A 17,148-nucleotide genomic window follows, 5' to 3' on the forward strand; every position below is an offset into this window, starting at 1 on the left:
GCACAAGGTAAGAGGTGAAGGGCCGTTAGCTGCCGGCCGGCGCAGCAGTCCGACGGTTCTGATAGGCACTCAGCAGGCGTTCGGCCCCAAACAGCAGTCCGGCCGCTAGCACAAACCACGGGGTAAGGTCGCGGTGCGGTGCGGAGGCCGAGACCGGAGCGGCAGCGGCCACTGGCCCGGCTTGTAGTTGGGCAAGGTCAAGTAGGCGAGGATCGGGGCCGGGAGCCGCAGCAGAGGTTGACGGCAGGAGCAGGGGTAGCAGCAGAGCCGGCAGGTCGGGGCTTTCGGCCAGCGCACTCCAGGCCGGATCAAGGCGGGTGCGAAACTGATACCGTACCCCGGCGCCTTCCGGGTACGAGGTAAGCAGCGGCTGGCCCGTGGCCGTGGGCCACCAGGAAGTTGCTGCCACCGGAGTCGTCGTGGTATCGAGCCGCAGGATAGCTACTGGCCCGGTGCTGCCCGCCATCAGGAAGCTAGTGGCTGATTGTTTGGGTGTTTTGTTTGGAGCTTCCTGCCATATTCGTATGCCTTGGCTAGCTATCCGCTGAGCCCAGGAAGTTGGCAGCGGCGCCTCCCGAAGCCAGAAAAGCCAATCCAGCGAGTCCGATAAGGAAGGTAGCGCCGAGGAAACGGTTAGCCGCGGAGCAAGGGGTAGTACCGAGCCGGCGGCGCGCACCGCTGCTGCCAGCACATTAGCCGAGGCGGCATGGGTGGCATCAAAGCTGATAGCCAACCGCAACGGCCGTGTCAGCACCGGTAGCGCCCGCTGCTGGCCATTTTCTGTCACCGTCAGCTTCCTGGCAGCAAGGTCAATCTGCACCTCATCCGGTAAGCCCAGCCCTGGTATCGGACCGCTGGTAGCTGGCCAGCGCCGCCGCACCTGCCGCAGCTGAATGCCGGTTTCGGAGCCGTGGGCCACCAGCAGCACCAGGCTATCGGGGTGGGGCTGCCAAGCGGCTACAGGCCAGGTAAGTGAGTCGGGGCCCGGAAGTGGGAGCCAGCGCACCATGGCTGGCAGCGGCAGCCGCGTGCCTGAGAAGGATGCCAAGCTGGGAGTAGCCACCACAACCAAGGGCCGACCAGGCAACGAGTCAGCCGCTTGCCGCACGGCGCTCCACAGGTTCAGCGGCTGCCTAGCATCAGGGGCAGCAAGTGTATCTGTAGCAGGAGTTGCCTCCGCATTTGGGTCCTGAAACCCCACTGCAGTCCAGGGCAACGAAGGGCCTAGCGGTTGGCCCGCCTGCAATTGGCGCAACTCATACCCCTGCCGCCGCAACGAGTCCAGCACCGGCCGCACAGGCGCTAAGCTGGTTGCCGTCACCTCGGGGCCTAGTAGCACCTGGCCTCGGCGGGGCGGCAGGGGTAGCAGCTCGTTAGGTTCGGCCAAGGCTAAGGCAAACAACCCTACAATTGCGGCCCGCAGCAAAAAAAGCCACAGCTGCTCGGGCTTGATGCTGCGTAACCGCCGATTGGCGGCCGCTTCCAGCCACCGCAAACTACCCACCTGCACTACCCGGCCCGGCTTACGGTTCCAGAGATATATAGCCAGCGGTACCGCCAGCCCTAGCAGGGCCAGCCAGCCGATGGTGGCGTGTTGAAAAAAGATGGAGGGCAAGTAAAAGCGCAGGTTTCAGGTAACAAGAGGCGAGCGGCCGGAACACGCTGCTTCCCACGGGAAAGTAGGCAAATCCGAAACACAGACACAACTTAGCCGGCCGGCGTTGCGGCGCTACACTCCAAATTCTCGTGGTTGCTTGCTCCGTCGGCGCTCGTTATTGCACTTGTGGCTTTACCAGATACTGCTGCAACGAGTTAGTTAGCGCTGTCATGGCCTGCTCTATGCCTAGGCATTGCTGCAGCATTCGCGGCCGGGGCTCGCCTTTATCGGTGTACTGAGTATTATCTCGTAGTTGAGGCTCTACAGGTTGGCGGTACCGTTGCGAGTGCACGGTGCTGATGTGGGAATACTCATCCCGCCGAAGCCACTCTACTAAGGCATCGGCGGTCATGGCGTTGCTCGAACTCCCAATCGCGCTGGTAGCAGGATAATCTGGGTAGCTTATGTCGGTAAACTCGTAGCGTAAAACGCCGGCCTGGATGCGTAAGCTGAACCGAAAAAGTAGGTTGAACTGCTTTGCATCCTGGTTTCTTAGGGCCGGAGCGGAGGCTGTCGTCATGGCCTTGCCTATCAGCACGCCACGCCCTGCATCTGCTAGCTGTATTACCGACTCATACTGCTCAAACTGCAGCGCTACCCATTCCTGGGCGCGGCCATATAGTTCAGCTGCGGGCAAGTCTGGCGCCGCAACCTTACCGCGGTACGAGATACGCTGCGTACTGCTGTCAACAGGCACAACGGGCAGTGGCCGTACGGGCAGCACGCGCTGGGCATAGGTAAAATGGGTAGTCAATAGCAATGCCGCCACCAAGAGATACTGCTTCATACCTGAATAGATAAAGAGAGGAATATCAGGTAAAGCAAATACTTGGCCGAGTTACGGAGCTAGCAGCCTAGCCCTGACTTCGGCGCCGAAGAAATTCGCGCAGCGCAGTGGTGAGCGGTTCGGCCGTATTGAGCTGGTAGTAATCGAAGCCGTGGGTGCGGGCGCGCTGAGCAGCCTCCCGGAGCCACTGCTGCAGGTGCTGCTGCCAGGTGCGGCGCTGCTGATCGGCGTCGAGCTGCAGGGTGCGGCCCGTTTCCAGATCCTCAAACGTTACCGCCCCCCGAAACGTGAATTCCAGCTCATTACGAGCCAGCAGGTGCAGCAGCAATACCTCGCCAGAAGCTGCCCGCAGCCGCGTCAGGAGTCGCTCAATCTCACCGTCTTCCTCGTATAAATCACTAACGCAAATGGTCAGGGCTGGCTGGCGTCGGGCCGTGAGCGGCGCTAGGGTAGCAGCATCCGGAAAGCTACCTGCGGCCTGCGCCGTTTCCAGGGCATGATACAGGCGCGGCAACTGGCGGGCATCGGAGCGCGGCGGCAGGTGGCGCAGCCCCGCCGGGTGCAGAATGGTCAGGGCCACGGCATCGCCCTGCTGGGTGGCTACGTAGGCTAGCGCCGCACACAACAGTCGGCCATACTCCAGCTTGGTCAGGCCATTATCGTCGCGGTGGTTCATGCTGGCCGTAGCATCCAAAACCAAGTGTACCACTAGGCTCGTGTCTACCTCTGATTCGCGCAGATAATACCTATCGGAGCGAGCTGCCAGGCGCCAATCGAGGCGGCGCAGGTCGTCGCCGGGTTGGTAGGGGCGGTACTGGCTGAACTCCAGCCCCGCGCCGCGCCGCCGGCTTAGGTGGGCGCCGTGCAGCAACCCTTCGGCGGCCCGCTTGGCGGCCAGCGGCAGGTTGTGCAAGGAGTGCAAGAGTTCGGGCGTAAGCATATCGTTCAGTTGCTGGTCGTCAGTTGCGGGGCGAGTTGCCAGGAATAGGCTACCAGTGATAGGTGAAAATGAGCGAGCTGCTGGCTGTAAATAAAAGGTACCTTAAACTTGTACCACCTTCAGCAACTCCCGCACGGCATCATCAGCCGTCAGGTTTTCGGCTTCGGCGTTGAAATTGAGCAGAATGCGGTGGCGCAACACGGCTGGGGCCAGAGCGTGCAAATCATCAAGAGTAGCGGCGAAGCGGCCGTGCAGCAGGGCCCGCGCTTTGGCGCACAATATCAGGGCCTGGCCGGCGCGCGGGCCCGCTCCCCAGCGGCCGTATTCCCGAATAAACTTCACCTCTGATGTAGCCGGACGCGTAGCCCGCACCAGGCGGTTTACAAGGGCCAGAAGCTCGGGGCTTATGCTTACCTGCCGCGTAAGCTGCTGAAGCTGGCGCACGTCCTCGCCACCCAAAACAGGCTGTACTTCCTGGCGGATGGTGCCAGTGGTGCCGCTGAGTACGGCTAGTTCCTCCTGCTCGGTGGGGTAGCCAATGCGGATGTAGAGCAGAAACCGGTCGAGTTGGGCTTCGGGCAGGGGGTAGGTGCCGCTTTGCTCGATGGGATTTTGGGTAGCCAGCAGAAAGAAGGGCTTAGGCAGCGCGTGCTCCTGGCCGGCATACGTTACGTGGCCTTCCTGCATGGCTTCCAGCAAAGCCGCCTGCGTTTTGGGCGGGGTTCGGTTGATTTCGTCGGCTAGTACCAGGCTGGCGAAAATGGGCCCTTCATTGAATTTGAACGAGCGGTGACCGGTGCCGTGGTCTTCTTCCAGAATTTCAGTGCCCAGGATGTCCGTCGGCATCAGGTCAGGCGTGAACTGGATGCGGCGGAAGGGCAGATCAGTAGCCTGCGCGAGGGTGCGCACCAACAGGGTCTTGGCCAGGCCCGGCACCCCTTCTAGCAGCGCGTGGCCGCCCGCCAGCAACGCCACCAATACTTCTTCCAGCACTTCCTGCTGGCCCACAATCACCTTCCCGATTTCTTGTTTGAGCTGCGGTATTTTCTGAAGCAGGCGAGTTACGTCTTGTTCGGTCATGCAGGGTAAGTGTTGTCGCAGAAACTAGCGGGAAAGTTGATGGTGAAGTACTAGGTAGGTACTAGGCCGTAAGGGCGTACAGGATGATGTTTACACCAAACTTGGTGTTGTCTTCGGCCAGAAAGCGCTTGTTGCGGAAATCATAGTCCCACTCGCAGCCGTAGTCCTTGTTGGAGTAGAGCACCGCCAGGCGGCCATTAATTTCGATGCCCTTCAGGTAGTCGTGCACCAGGTCATCGCCCCAGCCGTTCAGCTCGAAGCCAGTGTTCGGTGGGCCATCCGGAAACTTGAAAAACTGCGAGTAGATGGGGTGCGTTTTCGGTAGCTTTTTCAGCGCGCCGGCCCCAAACGATACGCGCATCTGCTCTTCAAAAGAGCGAGCAAAGAGGCCATCAATGTCGTGGTTGCAGTCATCTACAAACACGAAGCCACCGCCGCGCACGTACTGCTCAAAGTTCTTTTTTTCCTGCCCCGAAAACTGCACTAGCCGGTGGCCTGAAAGGTAGCAGAAGGGGTAGCGAAACAGCTCCGCTGAGTCGAGAGCCACTACCTTCTCTTTGGCCACCACTGGCACTTTGGTGTACTGCACCAAGGAGTGCAGCAGGTTGGCAGGCATGCGCTCATCCACGGCATCCCAGTCGCCGGAGCGGTATTGCAGACGCACGAAGGTGAAAGGAGCAGGCATGAAGCTTGTAAGAAGGAAGGAAACGGCGAAAGGACACCGCCGCCGCCGCATAGGTGGCTTACGGAGGCAGAAACCCTAGCAGTTTTTTCGGCAGACTACACAGGGAGCCATGATTTTGACGCGCTTAAACATACACCCTCCGCGCTCAATTTCGTTAGTCTCTGCTAGTCGATCTTCTGTAACTTACTCACTACCTGCGCTATGAAACACACCTTGCTTTTTCTGCTGGCCTTTTTGCTGGCTGCCACTGCCCACGCCCAGCTCGGGGTGAAAGCCGGCATCAACGCCGCCGTATTGGATGGCGAAAACCTGGGTTCCACCTCCACCGACTACAAAACCTACTATCACGCCGGCATTTTGTACGAGGCCAAGCTCATCGGGCCCCTATCTATTCAGCCCGAGGTGTTGTACTCCTTGCAGGGCAGTTCTTTCAAAGATGCCGTAGGGAATTACGATGCTAAGCTACACTACCTCAATGTGCCGGTGCTGGCCAAAGTCACGCTAGGTCCTGTATTCGTGGAAGCCGGCCCGCAGTTTGGATTACTCCTGAGCAAAAGTGAGAGCGGCGAGGTGACCGTTTCCTCTACTGGCAATGGCCCCTACAGCAGCTACAAGCGCGGCGACCTGAGCCTAGCCGCCGGTGCTGGCCTCAAGCTGAGCAACTTTCTGGTAGGCGCTAGGTTCAATGCGGGCCTCAACGACATCAACGATGCCAAAAACCTCAGCGGCGCCAACGATTCCCGGTTGCGCAACCGCGTAATACAAGCCTACATTGCCTTGCAGTTTGGGAAATAAAGGAGCGGGTTCGATAGTAGCATTTTGGTGAGCATGAAGTAAATGCTGTGCTTGCAGCAAATTTCATGTTCACTGTTTCGCTTTATGCAAAAAATTACGCTCGTATTAGGATTACTATTTGGTACTACCATGGGTTGCTGGGCCCAAACCGGGGTTCAGCTAGGTGTCAAAACCGGATTAAACCTCGCCGTTTTAGATGGTACTATGAATCAGGACGCGCAATTCAAGCCTGGGATTCACCTAGGTGGTGTGTTGCGGTGGCGGCCTTCCAGCCACTTTGCGCTGCAGCCTGAGCTAGTGTACTCGCAGCAAGGTTCCGATAACCAGATTCCAGTTGGGCCGGTAGTATTAGAAAATAAGACTAAGCTCTCTTACCTAAATATTCCAGTTATAGCGAAGATCTATCTGGGGAAAGTGGTGAACCTCCAGGTGGGGCCTCAGTTTGGTGTACTGCTGGCTGCCCGGCAGAAAGGGCAGGTGGGGTATTACTCGGGGTCAAATGGCAGTGGCTTCGAGGTGGAAGACACCGATGTTCAGAACGATTACAAGGGTGATGTAAGTCTAGCCGCCGGCCTGGGCGCCGACCTGAAAAATGGGCTGATGATTTCGGCGCGCCTGAACTACGGCTTTACGGATATCAACAACAACGATTTAGTGAAGCTGCAGCAGGAGTATTTTGGCATCGACGGGATTCATAACCGGGTGTTTGAGTTTTCCATCGGATACCTCTTCGGCTCTAAATAACCAATGCAGTCAAAAAAGCCTCATCTGAGTAATCAGATGAGGCTTTTTCGTGCAAGTGCCGCTAGGCTATACCGCGTCGGAGAGGCTAGTAAACGTGAAGTCTCGAATCTTTAATGGGGGCACCAAGTTGCCGCCCAACCGCACCGGTTTGCCAATGGCCTCGATGTTGTTGAGCATAATCACGGGGCTTTCATTGAAGCGGAAGTTCTTCACTGGGTGCTTGATTTTGCCGTTCTCGATGTAGAAAGTTCCGTCGCGGGTCAGGCCGGTGTAGAGCAGCGTTTGCGGGTCCACGTCGCGGATATACCACAGGCGCGTGACCAGAATGCCCTTGGCCGTGCTCTTAATCAGGTCCTGCACGCTTTGGGTGCCACCTTCCATGATGAAGTTACCGGAGAAGGCGGTGGGCTGCACCTTGTTCTTATCGGCCCAATAGCGCGAGTAGTACAGGTTTTTCACCACGCCTTTCTCCACCCAGTTGATGCGCTTGGCCGGCAGGCCTTCGCCGTCGAACACGCCGCTAGGGGCTAGGGGGTTCAGTGGGTCGGAGTAGATGGTAATGCGCGGATCGAAGAGCTTTTCACCCATGCGGTTGCCGCCGCCCTTTTTGCTCAGGAAGGAGCGGCCTTCGTCGGCTTCGCGAGCCCCAAAGTTGTACACCAGGTTGTTGAGCAAGCCCTCATCGGAAACCAGCGCCGCTGGCTCCAGAATGACGGTGTACTTGCCGGGCTCCAAGGCTTTGGCATTGCGTGAGCCCGCTGCCTTATCGGCCGCAATCTGAGTCAGCGACTTAGCGTTGAACTTCGACACGTCGGTGAAGTCGGCCACGGCATAGCCGGAACCCGTGCCATCGGGCGTACGCACCGTCACGGAGAAATCAACGCTGGTGCTTTGCTGGTAAGCTTCTAGGCCTTTGTTGTTGCGCAAGGCTATGAAGTACGCGCCGTCTTCGAGGTAGCCGGCACCGGTGAGTTGCTTAGCCGCGCACAAGGCAATACTGTCGCCGGCCACCTGCGCCCGGAAGTCGGGCGTGATGGCGGCGGTGCTGGCCGCGTAGCTAACCGGGGTTAGGTACTGCTGGGGGCCTAGCAAGGGCATGTACTCCGGGTCTTCGGGAGCCAGGCGGGCTACCTCTTCGGCGCGTTGTACGCACCGGCGCAGCGTAGCATCATCGAACTGATTACAGGTTGCTACCCCTGCCCGCTTGCCAAACCTCGACTCCACCACCAACGACACGTTATCGGCGCCGCCAGCGGTGCTCACCGAGTTGCGGGCGTAGCGGATGTTGCCGGTGGTGCGGCCCTGCAGGCTGGCCTGGCACTCATCGGCGGTGCTGTAGCTGATGACCTTTTTCAGGATGGCCTGCGACTCATCTTTAGATAGAATAGCCATGTTGCTTATCCGATTTTACGAGCCGTGTTGATGACATTCACCGAGTTGAAGCGGGTAGTAGAGGAGCCGTGGCTCACTGCGGAGCTCTGGCTAGGCTGCCCTTTGCCATCGTTGAAGAAGCCCGCAAACCGGTAATCCGACTGGTCGCAGACGGCGGCGCAGGAGTTCCAGAATTCGAGCGTGTTGGTCTGGTAAGCCACATCTTCGAGCATGCCGGCAATCTTGCCTTTCTCGATGGCGTAGAATACCTGGCCGCCAAACTGCGAGTTGTAGCGCTGCTGGTCGATGGAGAACGAGCCGTTGCCGGCAATGTAAATGCCTTTGTCAACGCCCGAAATCATCTGGTCTACGCTCAGCTTCTCGGTGCCGGGCTTCAGGCTCACGTTGGGCATACGCTGGAACTGCACATCCTGCCACGACTGGGAGTAGCAGCACCCGTCGGATTCCTTTTGGCCTACAATGTGCGCCTGGTCGCGGATTTTCTGGTAGTCTACGAGCTTGCCTTGCTCAATCAGGTTCCATTCTTTGGTTTTCACGCCTTCGTCATCGTAACCCACGGCGCCCAGCGAGCCGGGCTGCAGCTTATCGGCCACAATGTTTACCTGCTTCGAGCCGTAGGGCTGACCTTTGGCTTTCCACTCCATCGTCGCGAAGGAAGTACCAGCGAAGTTGGCCTCGTAGCCCAGCACGCGGTCCAGCTCCAGCGGGTGGCCTACCGACTCATGGATGGTTAGGCCCAGGTGGTGCGGGTCGAGCACAAGGTCGTATTTGCCGGCGGTTACGCTCTTGGCGGTGAGTTTCTCTTTAGCTTGCTTGGCGGCGCTGGCGGCATCTTCCAGCATGTCGTAGCTGTACTTGTAGCCTATCACGTTGGTGCCGGCGGGGCCCGCTACTTTGTCTTCGGCTTTGGGCTGCATATACTCGTAGCCCATGCCCATCGGAGCGCTCAGGGCCGAGCGGCTGCGAAACTTGCCACTAGCCCTATCCACCACCGTAACCCCAAACGTGGGGAAAATGCGGTGGATATCCTGGTCAATATAGGAGCCATCAGTCGAGGCAAAGTACTTCTGCTCATTCACCTGAAACAGTACCGAGTTCACGAAGCTGGCGCCGTTATCCATGGCTTTGGCATTCGCGGCCAGCAGTAGGTCTACTTTGTCCTTGATGGGCACCTCAAACGCGTTCTGCTTGATGGGCGCTTTCCACGACACCTCGCCGTAGCCTTTTTGGGGAGCTAGTTTCACCTGCTCCTTCTGCACTTTGGAGTTGGCTTTGGCAATTTGCACGGCGAGTTGGGCGGCCTTGGCAATACCTGCTTCCGTCACCTGGTTGGTAGCCGCGAAGCCCCACGTGCCATTGGCAATAACGCGTACCCCGGCCCCGTAGCTCTCGGAGTTCACAATGTTCTGCACCTGCTTTTCGCGGGTGAAGATGCCCTGGTTGAGGTAGCGCCCGATGCGCACATCGGCATAGGTAGCTCCGGCCGACTTAGCCGCGTTCAGAGCAACATCGGCCATACGCTTTTTCACGGCCACATCTACTCCTTCCAGGAGTTGGGCCGGATCAACCGGGTTGCCGCCGAAGCTGGGCAGCGAGGGCAGCCACAGCGCACCCGTCGCGAGGCCCGTAAGGCCCACAAAATCACGTCTTTTCAAGGGAGTAGAGGTTAGAGGTAAGTAGGTAGGGTAGAGGAGGTGAACACGCGGGCCTAGGGAGTAAGCATCGTGCCGAAAGCTCCCTTCTGCTCAAAGGCTTTGATGGTAGCTTCTTCCAGCGGGGTGCGCTTTACGGCCGAGTTGTTTTGCCAAAAAACGGGGTCGTAGGCCAGCTCTTTTATGGTTTGCAAGTCGGAGGCGCGTGGTTTGTAAGGGCGGTAGGTAATGCCGGGCGCGGGCGCGGCTTGGTCGTCGTAGAAAACAGTAAACGCCGAAACATGCACATCAACAGCCGGTTTTCGCGGCTGTTGCAAGGTGCTTTGGTAGTCAACCTTGATATAGCTGAGCACGGTGCTTCCATTGTCTGCCGGATGAAAAACCCATTCTGCCGACGTGCTCTGGTGCGCAAACTCGTAAGCCGAGCGTGAGGCAGAAGCATTGATAAACTGTCCGGTTACCCGAAAGCGGAGAATCTGATAGGTAGCGACATCGATGAGAAAGCTGCCATATTTCTGCTCCGGCTTGGCTTTATCCGCGAAGCCAATCTCGGCCAGTTCCCGGTCGCCGTCCTGCCTGATGCCTAGTAGGCGTAGGGTGTTGGCGGCGTTAGGGTTTAAGCTCAACAATAAGGTAGAGGTAGTTGAATCGGCGGCGAGAGAAGTAATAACGACTGATTTTGTGAAGGCGGAAAAGTCCTTAAAATTCAACACGGCTTTTTTCTTCGCGTATCGCCCCTGATAAGGTGCTGTTTCCTCTATGCCAATTCCGCTGGCCTTCGTGTGCCACACCATCTCCTGCACTTCCGTCGGGTCGTTGTTGAGTTGGGTTGTCTGGCGGTAGAAGGCTTGGCCATAGCGCGGGCGGTTGGCGTGTTGCAGGTGGCGGTAAGCCTTTTTGAGTAGCTCAGCGGTATAAGCGCCCGGCTGCACGTCGGGTAGCTCTACGGCTGCGGGCTGCAGGCGTATCAGGAGCGGCTGCGAACCGGTAACCTGCACCGTATCCGGGCGGTGGCTGAGCTCAGAAACCACCAGCCGGCTTTGCGGGCCTGCTGATAGCACAAACTCGCCTTCGGCATTACCGGTTGTGCCCTTCGCTGTGCCTAGTACTCCTACGCTGGCGTACGGCACTGCTTGGCCCGTTTTGGCATCAACCACCTTGCCTGCAATGCCCTGTGCCCGGGCATTTAAGCCAAGGAAGGGCAGCAACCCTATGCCAATGTAAAAGCGGATTGCGGGCATAAATACAGGGCTGTTAATCTGGTTTTAGGTAGATAGTAAGGGTAGGATTTTGAAACGTGAGATAAGTAAGTATAACCCGGGCGGAGTGTGGCACGCCTGCCGCCCGGGTTACCAGCCGCTAGGCTATACCGCGTCGGAGAGGCTAGTGAAGGTGAAGTCCCGAATCTTGAGCGGGGGCACTAGGTTGCCGCCCACCCGCACTGGTTTGCCAATGGCTTCCAGGTTGTTGAGCATGATAATCGGCGACTCGTTGAAACGGAAATTCTTCACTGGGTGCTTGATTTTGCCATTCTCGATGTAGAAGGTTCCGTCGCGCGTGAGGCCTGTGTAGAGCAGCGTCTGGGGGTCAACGGGGCGGATGTACCACAGGCGCGTCACCAGAATGCCGCGCTGCGTGCCCTTAATAAGGTCGGCGGTGCTTTGAGTGCCGCCTTCCATAATCCAGCCCCCGGGGCGCGGAATATCCGGAATACCTGCCTTCTGGGCCCAGAAGCGCGAAGTGTACAGGTTCTTTACCACGCCCTTTTCAATCCAGGTAATCTTCTGCTGCGGGCGGCCGTCGCCGCTGAAGGTCAGGTCCGCAATTTCGGGGTTAGTAGGGTCGGAGTAGATGGTTACCCGCTCATCGAACAGCTTTTCGCCTTTGCGGTTTCCACCACCTTTTTTGCTCAGGAAAGAGCGGCCTTCATCGGCGTTGCGGGCCTCCAAAGCGCCCATCAGCGCCTGCATCAGCGAGGCATCGGTGTTAGCGACTAGGGCAGCGGGCTCCAGAATAACGGTGTACTTGCCGGGCTCTAGGGCCTGGGCGTTGCGCGAGCCAGCGGCTTTGTCGGCCGCAATCTGGGTGAGGCGGCGGGCGTCAAATTTGCTTGCGTCGTTGTAGTCGGCGGTAGCGTAGCCGGAGCCGGTGCCATCGGGCGTACGCACCGTAATGCTGAACTCCAGGCCCGAAACCTGCTGGTAAGCCTCCAGGCCCTTGCTGTTGCGCTTGGCCACAAACCCCGCCGAGTCGTTCAGGAAGGCTGCCGAGCTAAGCTTCTTTTCGTCGCAGAGCTTCATGCTAGCACCTACCTGAGTGGCGCGGTAGTCAGGCGTGATGTCGGCGGTGCTTTTCGCAAAGCTCTGGGGCGAAGCTAGGTACTTCTGGGGGCCGAGCAGGGGCATGTACTCGGGGCTTTCGGGGGCCAGGCGCGCTACTTCTTCGGCCCGTTGCACGCAATTGCGCAGCGTGGCGTCGTCGAACTGGTTGCAGGTGGCTACCCCCGAGCGTTTGCCAAACCGCGACTCTACCGTGAGAGCTACGTTATCGATGCCGCCGCTGGTGCTGATGGCGTTGCGCGCCGAACGAACGTTGCCGCCCGTCTGGCCATTGAGTGTGACTTCACACTCGTCGGCCTTGCTGAAGCTCAGTACCTTTTTCAGGATGGCCTGCGCTTCGGTCTGGGAAAGAATTGCCATATGGGTTGAGATGCTGTAGAGTTGACGTGTAGACGCTCTCCGTCATGCAGAGCGGAGCGATACATCTCGCCTGCTGAGGTTGAGTTGCTTACTCAACGATGCTCGGTGAGGTGTTTCGACTGTGCTCCGCATGACGTTTTTAGGAGGGCGTTATCACTAGCCGATTTTGCGGGCGGTATTAATGACGTTTACCGAGTTGAAGCGGGTAGTAGCTGAGCCGTGGCTTACGGCCGACACCTGCGAGGGCTGGCCCTTGCCATCGAAGAACGAGCCGAACAAGCGGTAATCCGACTGGTCGCAGATGGCCGCGCAGGAGTTCCAGAACTCGAGCGTGTTGGTCTGGTAAGCCACATCTTCGAGCATGCCGGCAATCTTGCCTTTCTCAATGGCGTAGAACACGGTGCCCCCGAACTGCGAGTTGTAGCGCTGCTGGTCAATAGAAAACGAACCGCGGCCGGCAATGTAAATGCCCTTGTCTACGGCACTAATCATCTGGTCTACGCTCAGTTTCTCGGTGCCAGGCTTCAGGCTCACGTTGGGCATGCGCTGGAATTGTACCGTGCTCCAGGAGTCAGCGTAGCAGCAGCCATCCGACTCGCTCTGACCCATGATATGGGCTTGGTCGCGGGTTTTCTGGTAATCCACGAGTTTGCCTTGCTCAATCAGGTTCCACTCTTTCGCGGGTACGCCTTCGTCATCATAGCCCACGGCACCCAAGGAGCCGGGCTGGCGTTTATCGGCCACAATATTCACAAGCTTCGAGCCATACGACTGCCCCTTTGCTTTCCACTCCATCGTCGCGAAGGAGGTACCGGCGTAGTTGGCTTCGTAGCCCAGCACACGGTCTAGCTCGGTGGGGTGACCAACGGATTCGTGAATGGTCAGGCCCAAGTGGTTAGGGTCCAGTACCAAGTCGAATTTGCCGGCCGTAACGCTCTTGGCGGTGAGTTTTTCTTTGGCCTGCTTAGCCGCCAGTGTGGCGTCTTCCAGCATATCGTAGCTGTACTTGTAGCCTATCAGGCCCGTGCCGGCGGGACCGGCAATTTTGTCCTGGGCTTTGGGCTGCATGTACTCGTAGCCCATGCCCATGGGCGAACTGAGGGCTTCGCGGGAGCGGAACTTGCCACTAGCCCGGTCAATGGCCGTAACGCTGAAGTTTGGCCAGATGCGGTGCACGTCCTGGTCGATGTAGGAGCCATCGGTGGAGGCAAAGTACTTCTGCTCGTTTACCTGAAACAGAGCCGAGTTTACAAACGAAGCACCGTTGTCTAGGGCTTTAGCGTTGGCGGCCAGCAGCAGGTCTACTTTGTCTTTGATAGGCACCTCAAACGAGTTCACCTGGATGGGCGTCTTCCAGCTTACTTCGCCTTGCCCTTTTTGTGCCGCGAGCTTTACGGGCTCTTTCTGCACCTTGGAGTTGGCTTTGGCAATCTGCACGGCTAGCTGCGCGGCCTTAGCCATGCCGGCTTCGGTTACGGTGTTGGTAGCCGCGAAGCCCCACGTTCCGTTGGCTATAACGCGTACCCCGGCCCCGTAGCTCTCGCCGTTGGCAATGTTCTGCACCTGCTTTTCGCGGGTGAAAATGCTTTGATTGAGGTAGCGCCCAATGCGGACGTCGGCGTAAGACGCCCCGGCCGATTTGGCCGCGTTCAAGGCCGCGTCGGCCAGGCGCTTTTTAATGGCCGGGTCCACCTGCTCGAGTAGGCGGGCGGGGTCTACTAGGTCGCTGCCAAAGCCCGGAACGGTGGGCAAGAACAGAGCACCGGTAGCGAGGCCGGTCAGCCCCACAAAGTCGCGTCGTTTCAAGAAAGTAAAGGTTTGGGTGATGGAGGAAGGGAAATCGAAGGAAGTTTAGGCAGAAGCCCTGCCAATTGCAACCTATGGACGCAATTGCCGTAAGGAGGCTGCATTTTTTCAAACAAGTGCCTAAATAGATGAAATAATTATCGGTTTAGGCTCAAATGCCAAAATATCACCCGTTTCGTTTTTGCCAGGAGTTAGGCAGGTACTCCCTACTCTACTAGGCAACCAGTGCCAGTAAACCGGCCGCAATCTGCTCCCACGGCTGAGCCAGGTCAATGGTCACGATGCGGATGGGATGGCCGCCCAAGCTGTAGCGCACATCAATAGCCTGAGCCGAAGCCGGATACAGCAGAATGCCTTCCAGCTTCTGGGCTGGGGTAGTAGGCTGATTTTGAAGGTAAGCGTACAGCTGATAGAGGTGAGGGGCAATCAGTTTCTGCTGGTTATAACGCTGCCGCAGGGCGGCCGCGTAGTACTTCGTATCGAGGATAATTTTGCGCTCCGGGCTTTCCAGCGTTGTGTCTGTAATCATGGCTGGCAGCAAGCCAAGGGTATCCGAGGTGTCAGCCTCAGCTTGCCACTGAATAGTTTCGCTGAGTACCCGGTAGCGCCGCTGCTCAAGGCGGTAAAAGTTGCGCACAAATTGCTCGAAGATGCGGGCCATGAGGGCCTCGTCGCGACGAAAATCGCGGAAGCGCGTACCGCCGGCTGCATCAGGGCTCGGCAGCGCGCTTTGGTAAATCAGTTCACAGATGTTCAGAAGCAAGCCCGCAAGCCCGCTAGGGCGTAGCCGCCGGACGTGCCGGAGGCCAGCTACACTCGGTGGCGCAGGCGTAACGGCAGCAGGGAAACGCCGCATTACCAGGCGTATCTCCTGGCGCAGCGGCAGGGGCAAGCTGCGGGTGCGGCTCAGTTGCTGCAGGGTTCCGAGTAATAGGCGGGCTAGGGCCGTATCAGCCCCTAACTCATCATAAGCGCACACGGCTCGGCCCTGGCGCAGTAAATCGCGGCTGAGGGTGGGAGCTAGCTGCACCCGGCCGCGCAGCTCCGGGAGTTCTTCGGTGCGCTCGGTGTAAGCCACGGGCAGCCCCAGCCGCAACTGCCGCCGGGTAGCCGTGAGCAGAACGTGCGCCAACAGCTCTAGCGGCCGATGAAAAGCGCCGGCGTGGGTTGCCAACAGCTCGGCACGCTCCGGAAGCCGGTTCCAGGCATAGCAGAGCAAGTAGTATAGGTTCTGAATCGGTATCATCCGCCTCAGCCCAGCAGCTTCTTTTTTTGCTGCGCGGCCTTCGCGGGTTGGTCGAGCCAGTAGTCATCTAGCAAAGGGGCAATTTCCTGCTCCAGAATCAGGTGTAGCCACTTAGGTGCTTCCGAGGGGGTAGTGGGCGGCTGGCAGAAGTAACTGTGGCCAATGCAGAAGTCAGGTCCTAATTCCGGGTCGTCGCTGATTACCTGGTTCAGGTCAGTGAGCAGGCTAGTAAGCCGCGTACTAACGGACGCGGGCACGTTGTGCGCCGCCAGAAACGCGCGGAGCGGCTCGCCAAACTCGGGCTCCAAACCCACGAAGGCAAACCGGCGGCGCAAGGCATAATCCAAGGGAGCCAGGCTGCGGTCGGCTAGGTTCATGGTGCCGATGAGGTAGAGGTTTTCGGGCACGAAAAAAGGGGCACTTCCGGCCGGAGAGTAGGGTAGGCGCACGGCGTGGCCGGGCCCGCGTTTGTCGGCCTCGAGCAGTAACAAAAGCTCCCCAAAAATGCGCGCTACGTTGCCCCGGTTCAGCTCATCAATCAGCAGAAGGTATGGCCGCTCGGGGTCTTGGGTGGCGCGGTGGCAAAAGTCAACCAGAATGCCATGCTGCAGCCGGAAGGTGCCCTGTGCATCGGGCCGGAAACCTTGCACAAAATCCTCGTAGCTGTAACTGGGGTGAAACTGCACCAACTCCACCCGAGAGGCGTCGGTAGCGCCCAGGGCTAGCCAGGCCAACCGCCGCGCCAGAAACGTTTTGCCCGTGCCCGGCGGCCCCTGCAGAATCAGGTTGCGGCGGCGTTGCAAGGCAGCCTGCGCCGCTACTAGCTTTTCCTCTGAAATGAACAGCTCTGCTAATGCCGTTTCCTGAGTATAGGGCTCGGTTGGCGGCCGCTCATAGGCTAGGGCCGGCTCGTGGGCCACTGGTATTTCTACCTCTGCCGGGGGAGGGTTGACGGGTTCTGAAGGCCTAGTGCTCCCCGACTTCTTAGGCTTAACGGGCTGCGCTTCGCGTGGCGAGCCGGTATATAGGCCCTGCATTTGTTCCTGCGCAGCTACATCCCCATCCAATAGCGGGGAGTTTTCTAGGGTAGGCCGCTTGGTGGCAATAGTAAAGTCAAGCTGCTCCAGTACGCGGTTGGTAGGCGCGCCCGCGGCTAAAGGCCATTTGGCGGCGGGCTCCCCGGTGGCCAACCGAAAGGCCAACTGCGCCACAGCCCGGGGCGCGTACCGGCGGCCTTTAAACACTAGGTCATATACGGTGCTCAAAGGCATGCGCGGGCCTTCGCGGTCGAGCTGGCGAAGCGCACGCAGCACTTGGTCGCGGGTGAGGAGGGTGGGGTCGAGGTCGGGAACTGGCATTCGGTTCTAAAGTACGGTCAAAACACCGTTGGCGGTACAGTTAGCTCCCGAGCGGGGCTTGGGCCACTAAAAAAAGCCCGACCGCTTCTGGGCGGTCGGGCTTTTTTTCAAGAGGCGGTATTAGCCTTTTTGAGTGGTCTTTTTCTTGCCATCGGGCTTGTCCTTAATGGTCTCCTCGTTCTTCTTTTCCTGGGTTTTGGTAGCAGGATCGGTATGCTGGGGCGTGGTGGTAGGCTGGGCCATGGTATGGAGTCGTAAATGAATGGATACCACTGTTTACGTCTGAGCTAACGCTAGGGCGACAAAT

General features: G+C 58.5%; 15 protein-coding genes. 2 read left to right on the plus strand and 13 right to left on the minus strand.

What is annotated here, in order from left to right:
* Positions 1–25: 25 nt before the first annotated feature.
* From ACYVGU_RS12160 to ACYVGU_RS12180, 5 genes are all read right to left on the minus strand, one after another.
* Positions 26–1,615 carry a BatA domain-containing protein gene (locus tag ACYVGU_RS12160; RefSeq protein ID WP_460622318.1) on the minus strand — a complete coding sequence of 530 codons (1,590 nt, stop codon included), beginning with the start codon at positions 1,613–1,615 and terminating at the stop codon, positions 26–28.
* A gap of 157 nt (positions 1,616–1,772) precedes the next feature.
* Complete coding sequence (locus tag ACYVGU_RS12165; RefSeq protein ID WP_460622319.1) at positions 1,773–2,444, minus strand: DUF4468 domain-containing protein; 672 nt, start codon at positions 2,442–2,444, stop codon at positions 1,773–1,775.
* Between the two features lie 67 nt (positions 2,445–2,511).
* Positions 2,512–3,384 (minus strand): DUF58 domain-containing protein, encoded by an 873-nt coding sequence (locus tag ACYVGU_RS12170; protein ID WP_460614918.1) that lies wholly within the window; start codon positions 3,382–3,384, stop codon positions 2,512–2,514.
* Positions 3,385–3,486: 102 nt separating this feature from the next.
* Complete coding sequence (locus ACYVGU_RS12175) at positions 3,487–4,464, minus strand: AAA family ATPase (protein ID WP_460622320.1); 978 nt, start codon at positions 4,462–4,464, stop codon at positions 3,487–3,489.
* 61 nt (positions 4,465–4,525) lie between these two features.
* Complete coding sequence (locus ACYVGU_RS12180; RefSeq protein ID WP_460614920.1) at positions 4,526–5,149, minus strand: DUF4159 domain-containing protein; 624 nt, start codon at positions 5,147–5,149, stop codon at positions 4,526–4,528.
* Positions 5,150–5,350: 201 nt separating this feature from the next.
* Here ACYVGU_RS12180 and ACYVGU_RS12185 point away from each other — a divergent pair, with 201 nt between their 5' ends.
* Together ACYVGU_RS12185 and ACYVGU_RS12190 are read left to right on the plus strand one after the other, a co-directional pair.
* Positions 5,351–5,944: a porin family protein gene (locus tag ACYVGU_RS12185; RefSeq protein WP_460622321.1), complete on the plus strand. Its 594-nt coding sequence runs from the start codon at positions 5,351–5,353 to the stop codon at positions 5,942–5,944.
* An 84-nt stretch (positions 5,945–6,028) separates the two neighbouring features.
* Complete coding sequence (locus ACYVGU_RS12190; RefSeq protein ID WP_460622322.1) at positions 6,029–6,688, plus strand: porin family protein; 660 nt, start codon at positions 6,029–6,031, stop codon at positions 6,686–6,688.
* A gap of 66 nt (positions 6,689–6,754) precedes the next feature.
* On the opposite strand, the gene ACYVGU_RS12195 is transcribed toward ACYVGU_RS12190, so the two are convergent.
* The 8 genes from ACYVGU_RS12195 to ACYVGU_RS12230 form a co-directional block, all read right to left on the minus strand.
* Entirely contained in the window at positions 6,755–8,080 is a 1,326-nt protein-coding gene (locus ACYVGU_RS12195) for a TldD/PmbA family protein (protein WP_460622323.1), read from the minus strand.
* Positions 8,081–8,085: 5 nt separating this feature from the next.
* The gene (locus ACYVGU_RS12200; protein ID WP_460614924.1) at positions 8,086–9,735 is read right to left on the minus strand and encodes a TldD/PmbA family protein; all 1,650 of its coding nucleotides are present in this window, start codon (positions 9,733–9,735) and stop codon (positions 8,086–8,088) included.
* Between the two features lie 53 nt (positions 9,736–9,788).
* The gene (locus ACYVGU_RS12205; protein WP_460622324.1) at positions 9,789–10,973 is read right to left on the minus strand and encodes a peptidase associated/transthyretin-like domain-containing protein; all 1,185 of its coding nucleotides are present in this window, start codon (positions 10,971–10,973) and stop codon (positions 9,789–9,791) included.
* A 123-nt stretch (positions 10,974–11,096) separates the two neighbouring features.
* Positions 11,097–12,431: a TldD/PmbA family protein gene (locus ACYVGU_RS12210; protein ID WP_460622325.1), complete on the minus strand. Its 1,335-nt coding sequence runs from the start codon at positions 12,429–12,431 to the stop codon at positions 11,097–11,099.
* A gap of 156 nt (positions 12,432–12,587) precedes the next feature.
* The gene (locus tag ACYVGU_RS12215; RefSeq protein WP_460622326.1) at positions 12,588–14,237 is read right to left on the minus strand and encodes a TldD/PmbA family protein; all 1,650 of its coding nucleotides are present in this window, start codon (positions 14,235–14,237) and stop codon (positions 12,588–12,590) included.
* A gap of 214 nt (positions 14,238–14,451) precedes the next feature.
* Positions 14,452–15,483: an McrC family protein gene (locus ACYVGU_RS12220; RefSeq protein ID WP_460622327.1), complete on the minus strand. Its 1,032-nt coding sequence runs from the start codon at positions 15,481–15,483 to the stop codon at positions 14,452–14,454.
* 5 nt (positions 15,484–15,488) lie between these two features.
* Entirely contained in the window at positions 15,489–16,841 is a 1,353-nt protein-coding gene (locus ACYVGU_RS12225) for an AAA family ATPase (protein ID WP_460622329.1), read from the minus strand.
* Between the two features lie 120 nt (positions 16,842–16,961).
* On the minus strand, positions 16,962–17,084 hold the full coding sequence (locus ACYVGU_RS12230) for a hypothetical protein (protein WP_460622331.1): 123 nt from the start codon (positions 17,082–17,084) through the stop codon (positions 16,962–16,964).
* Positions 17,085–17,148 lie beyond the last annotated feature (64 nt).

Source organism: Hymenobacter tenuis (assembly GCF_054780495.1).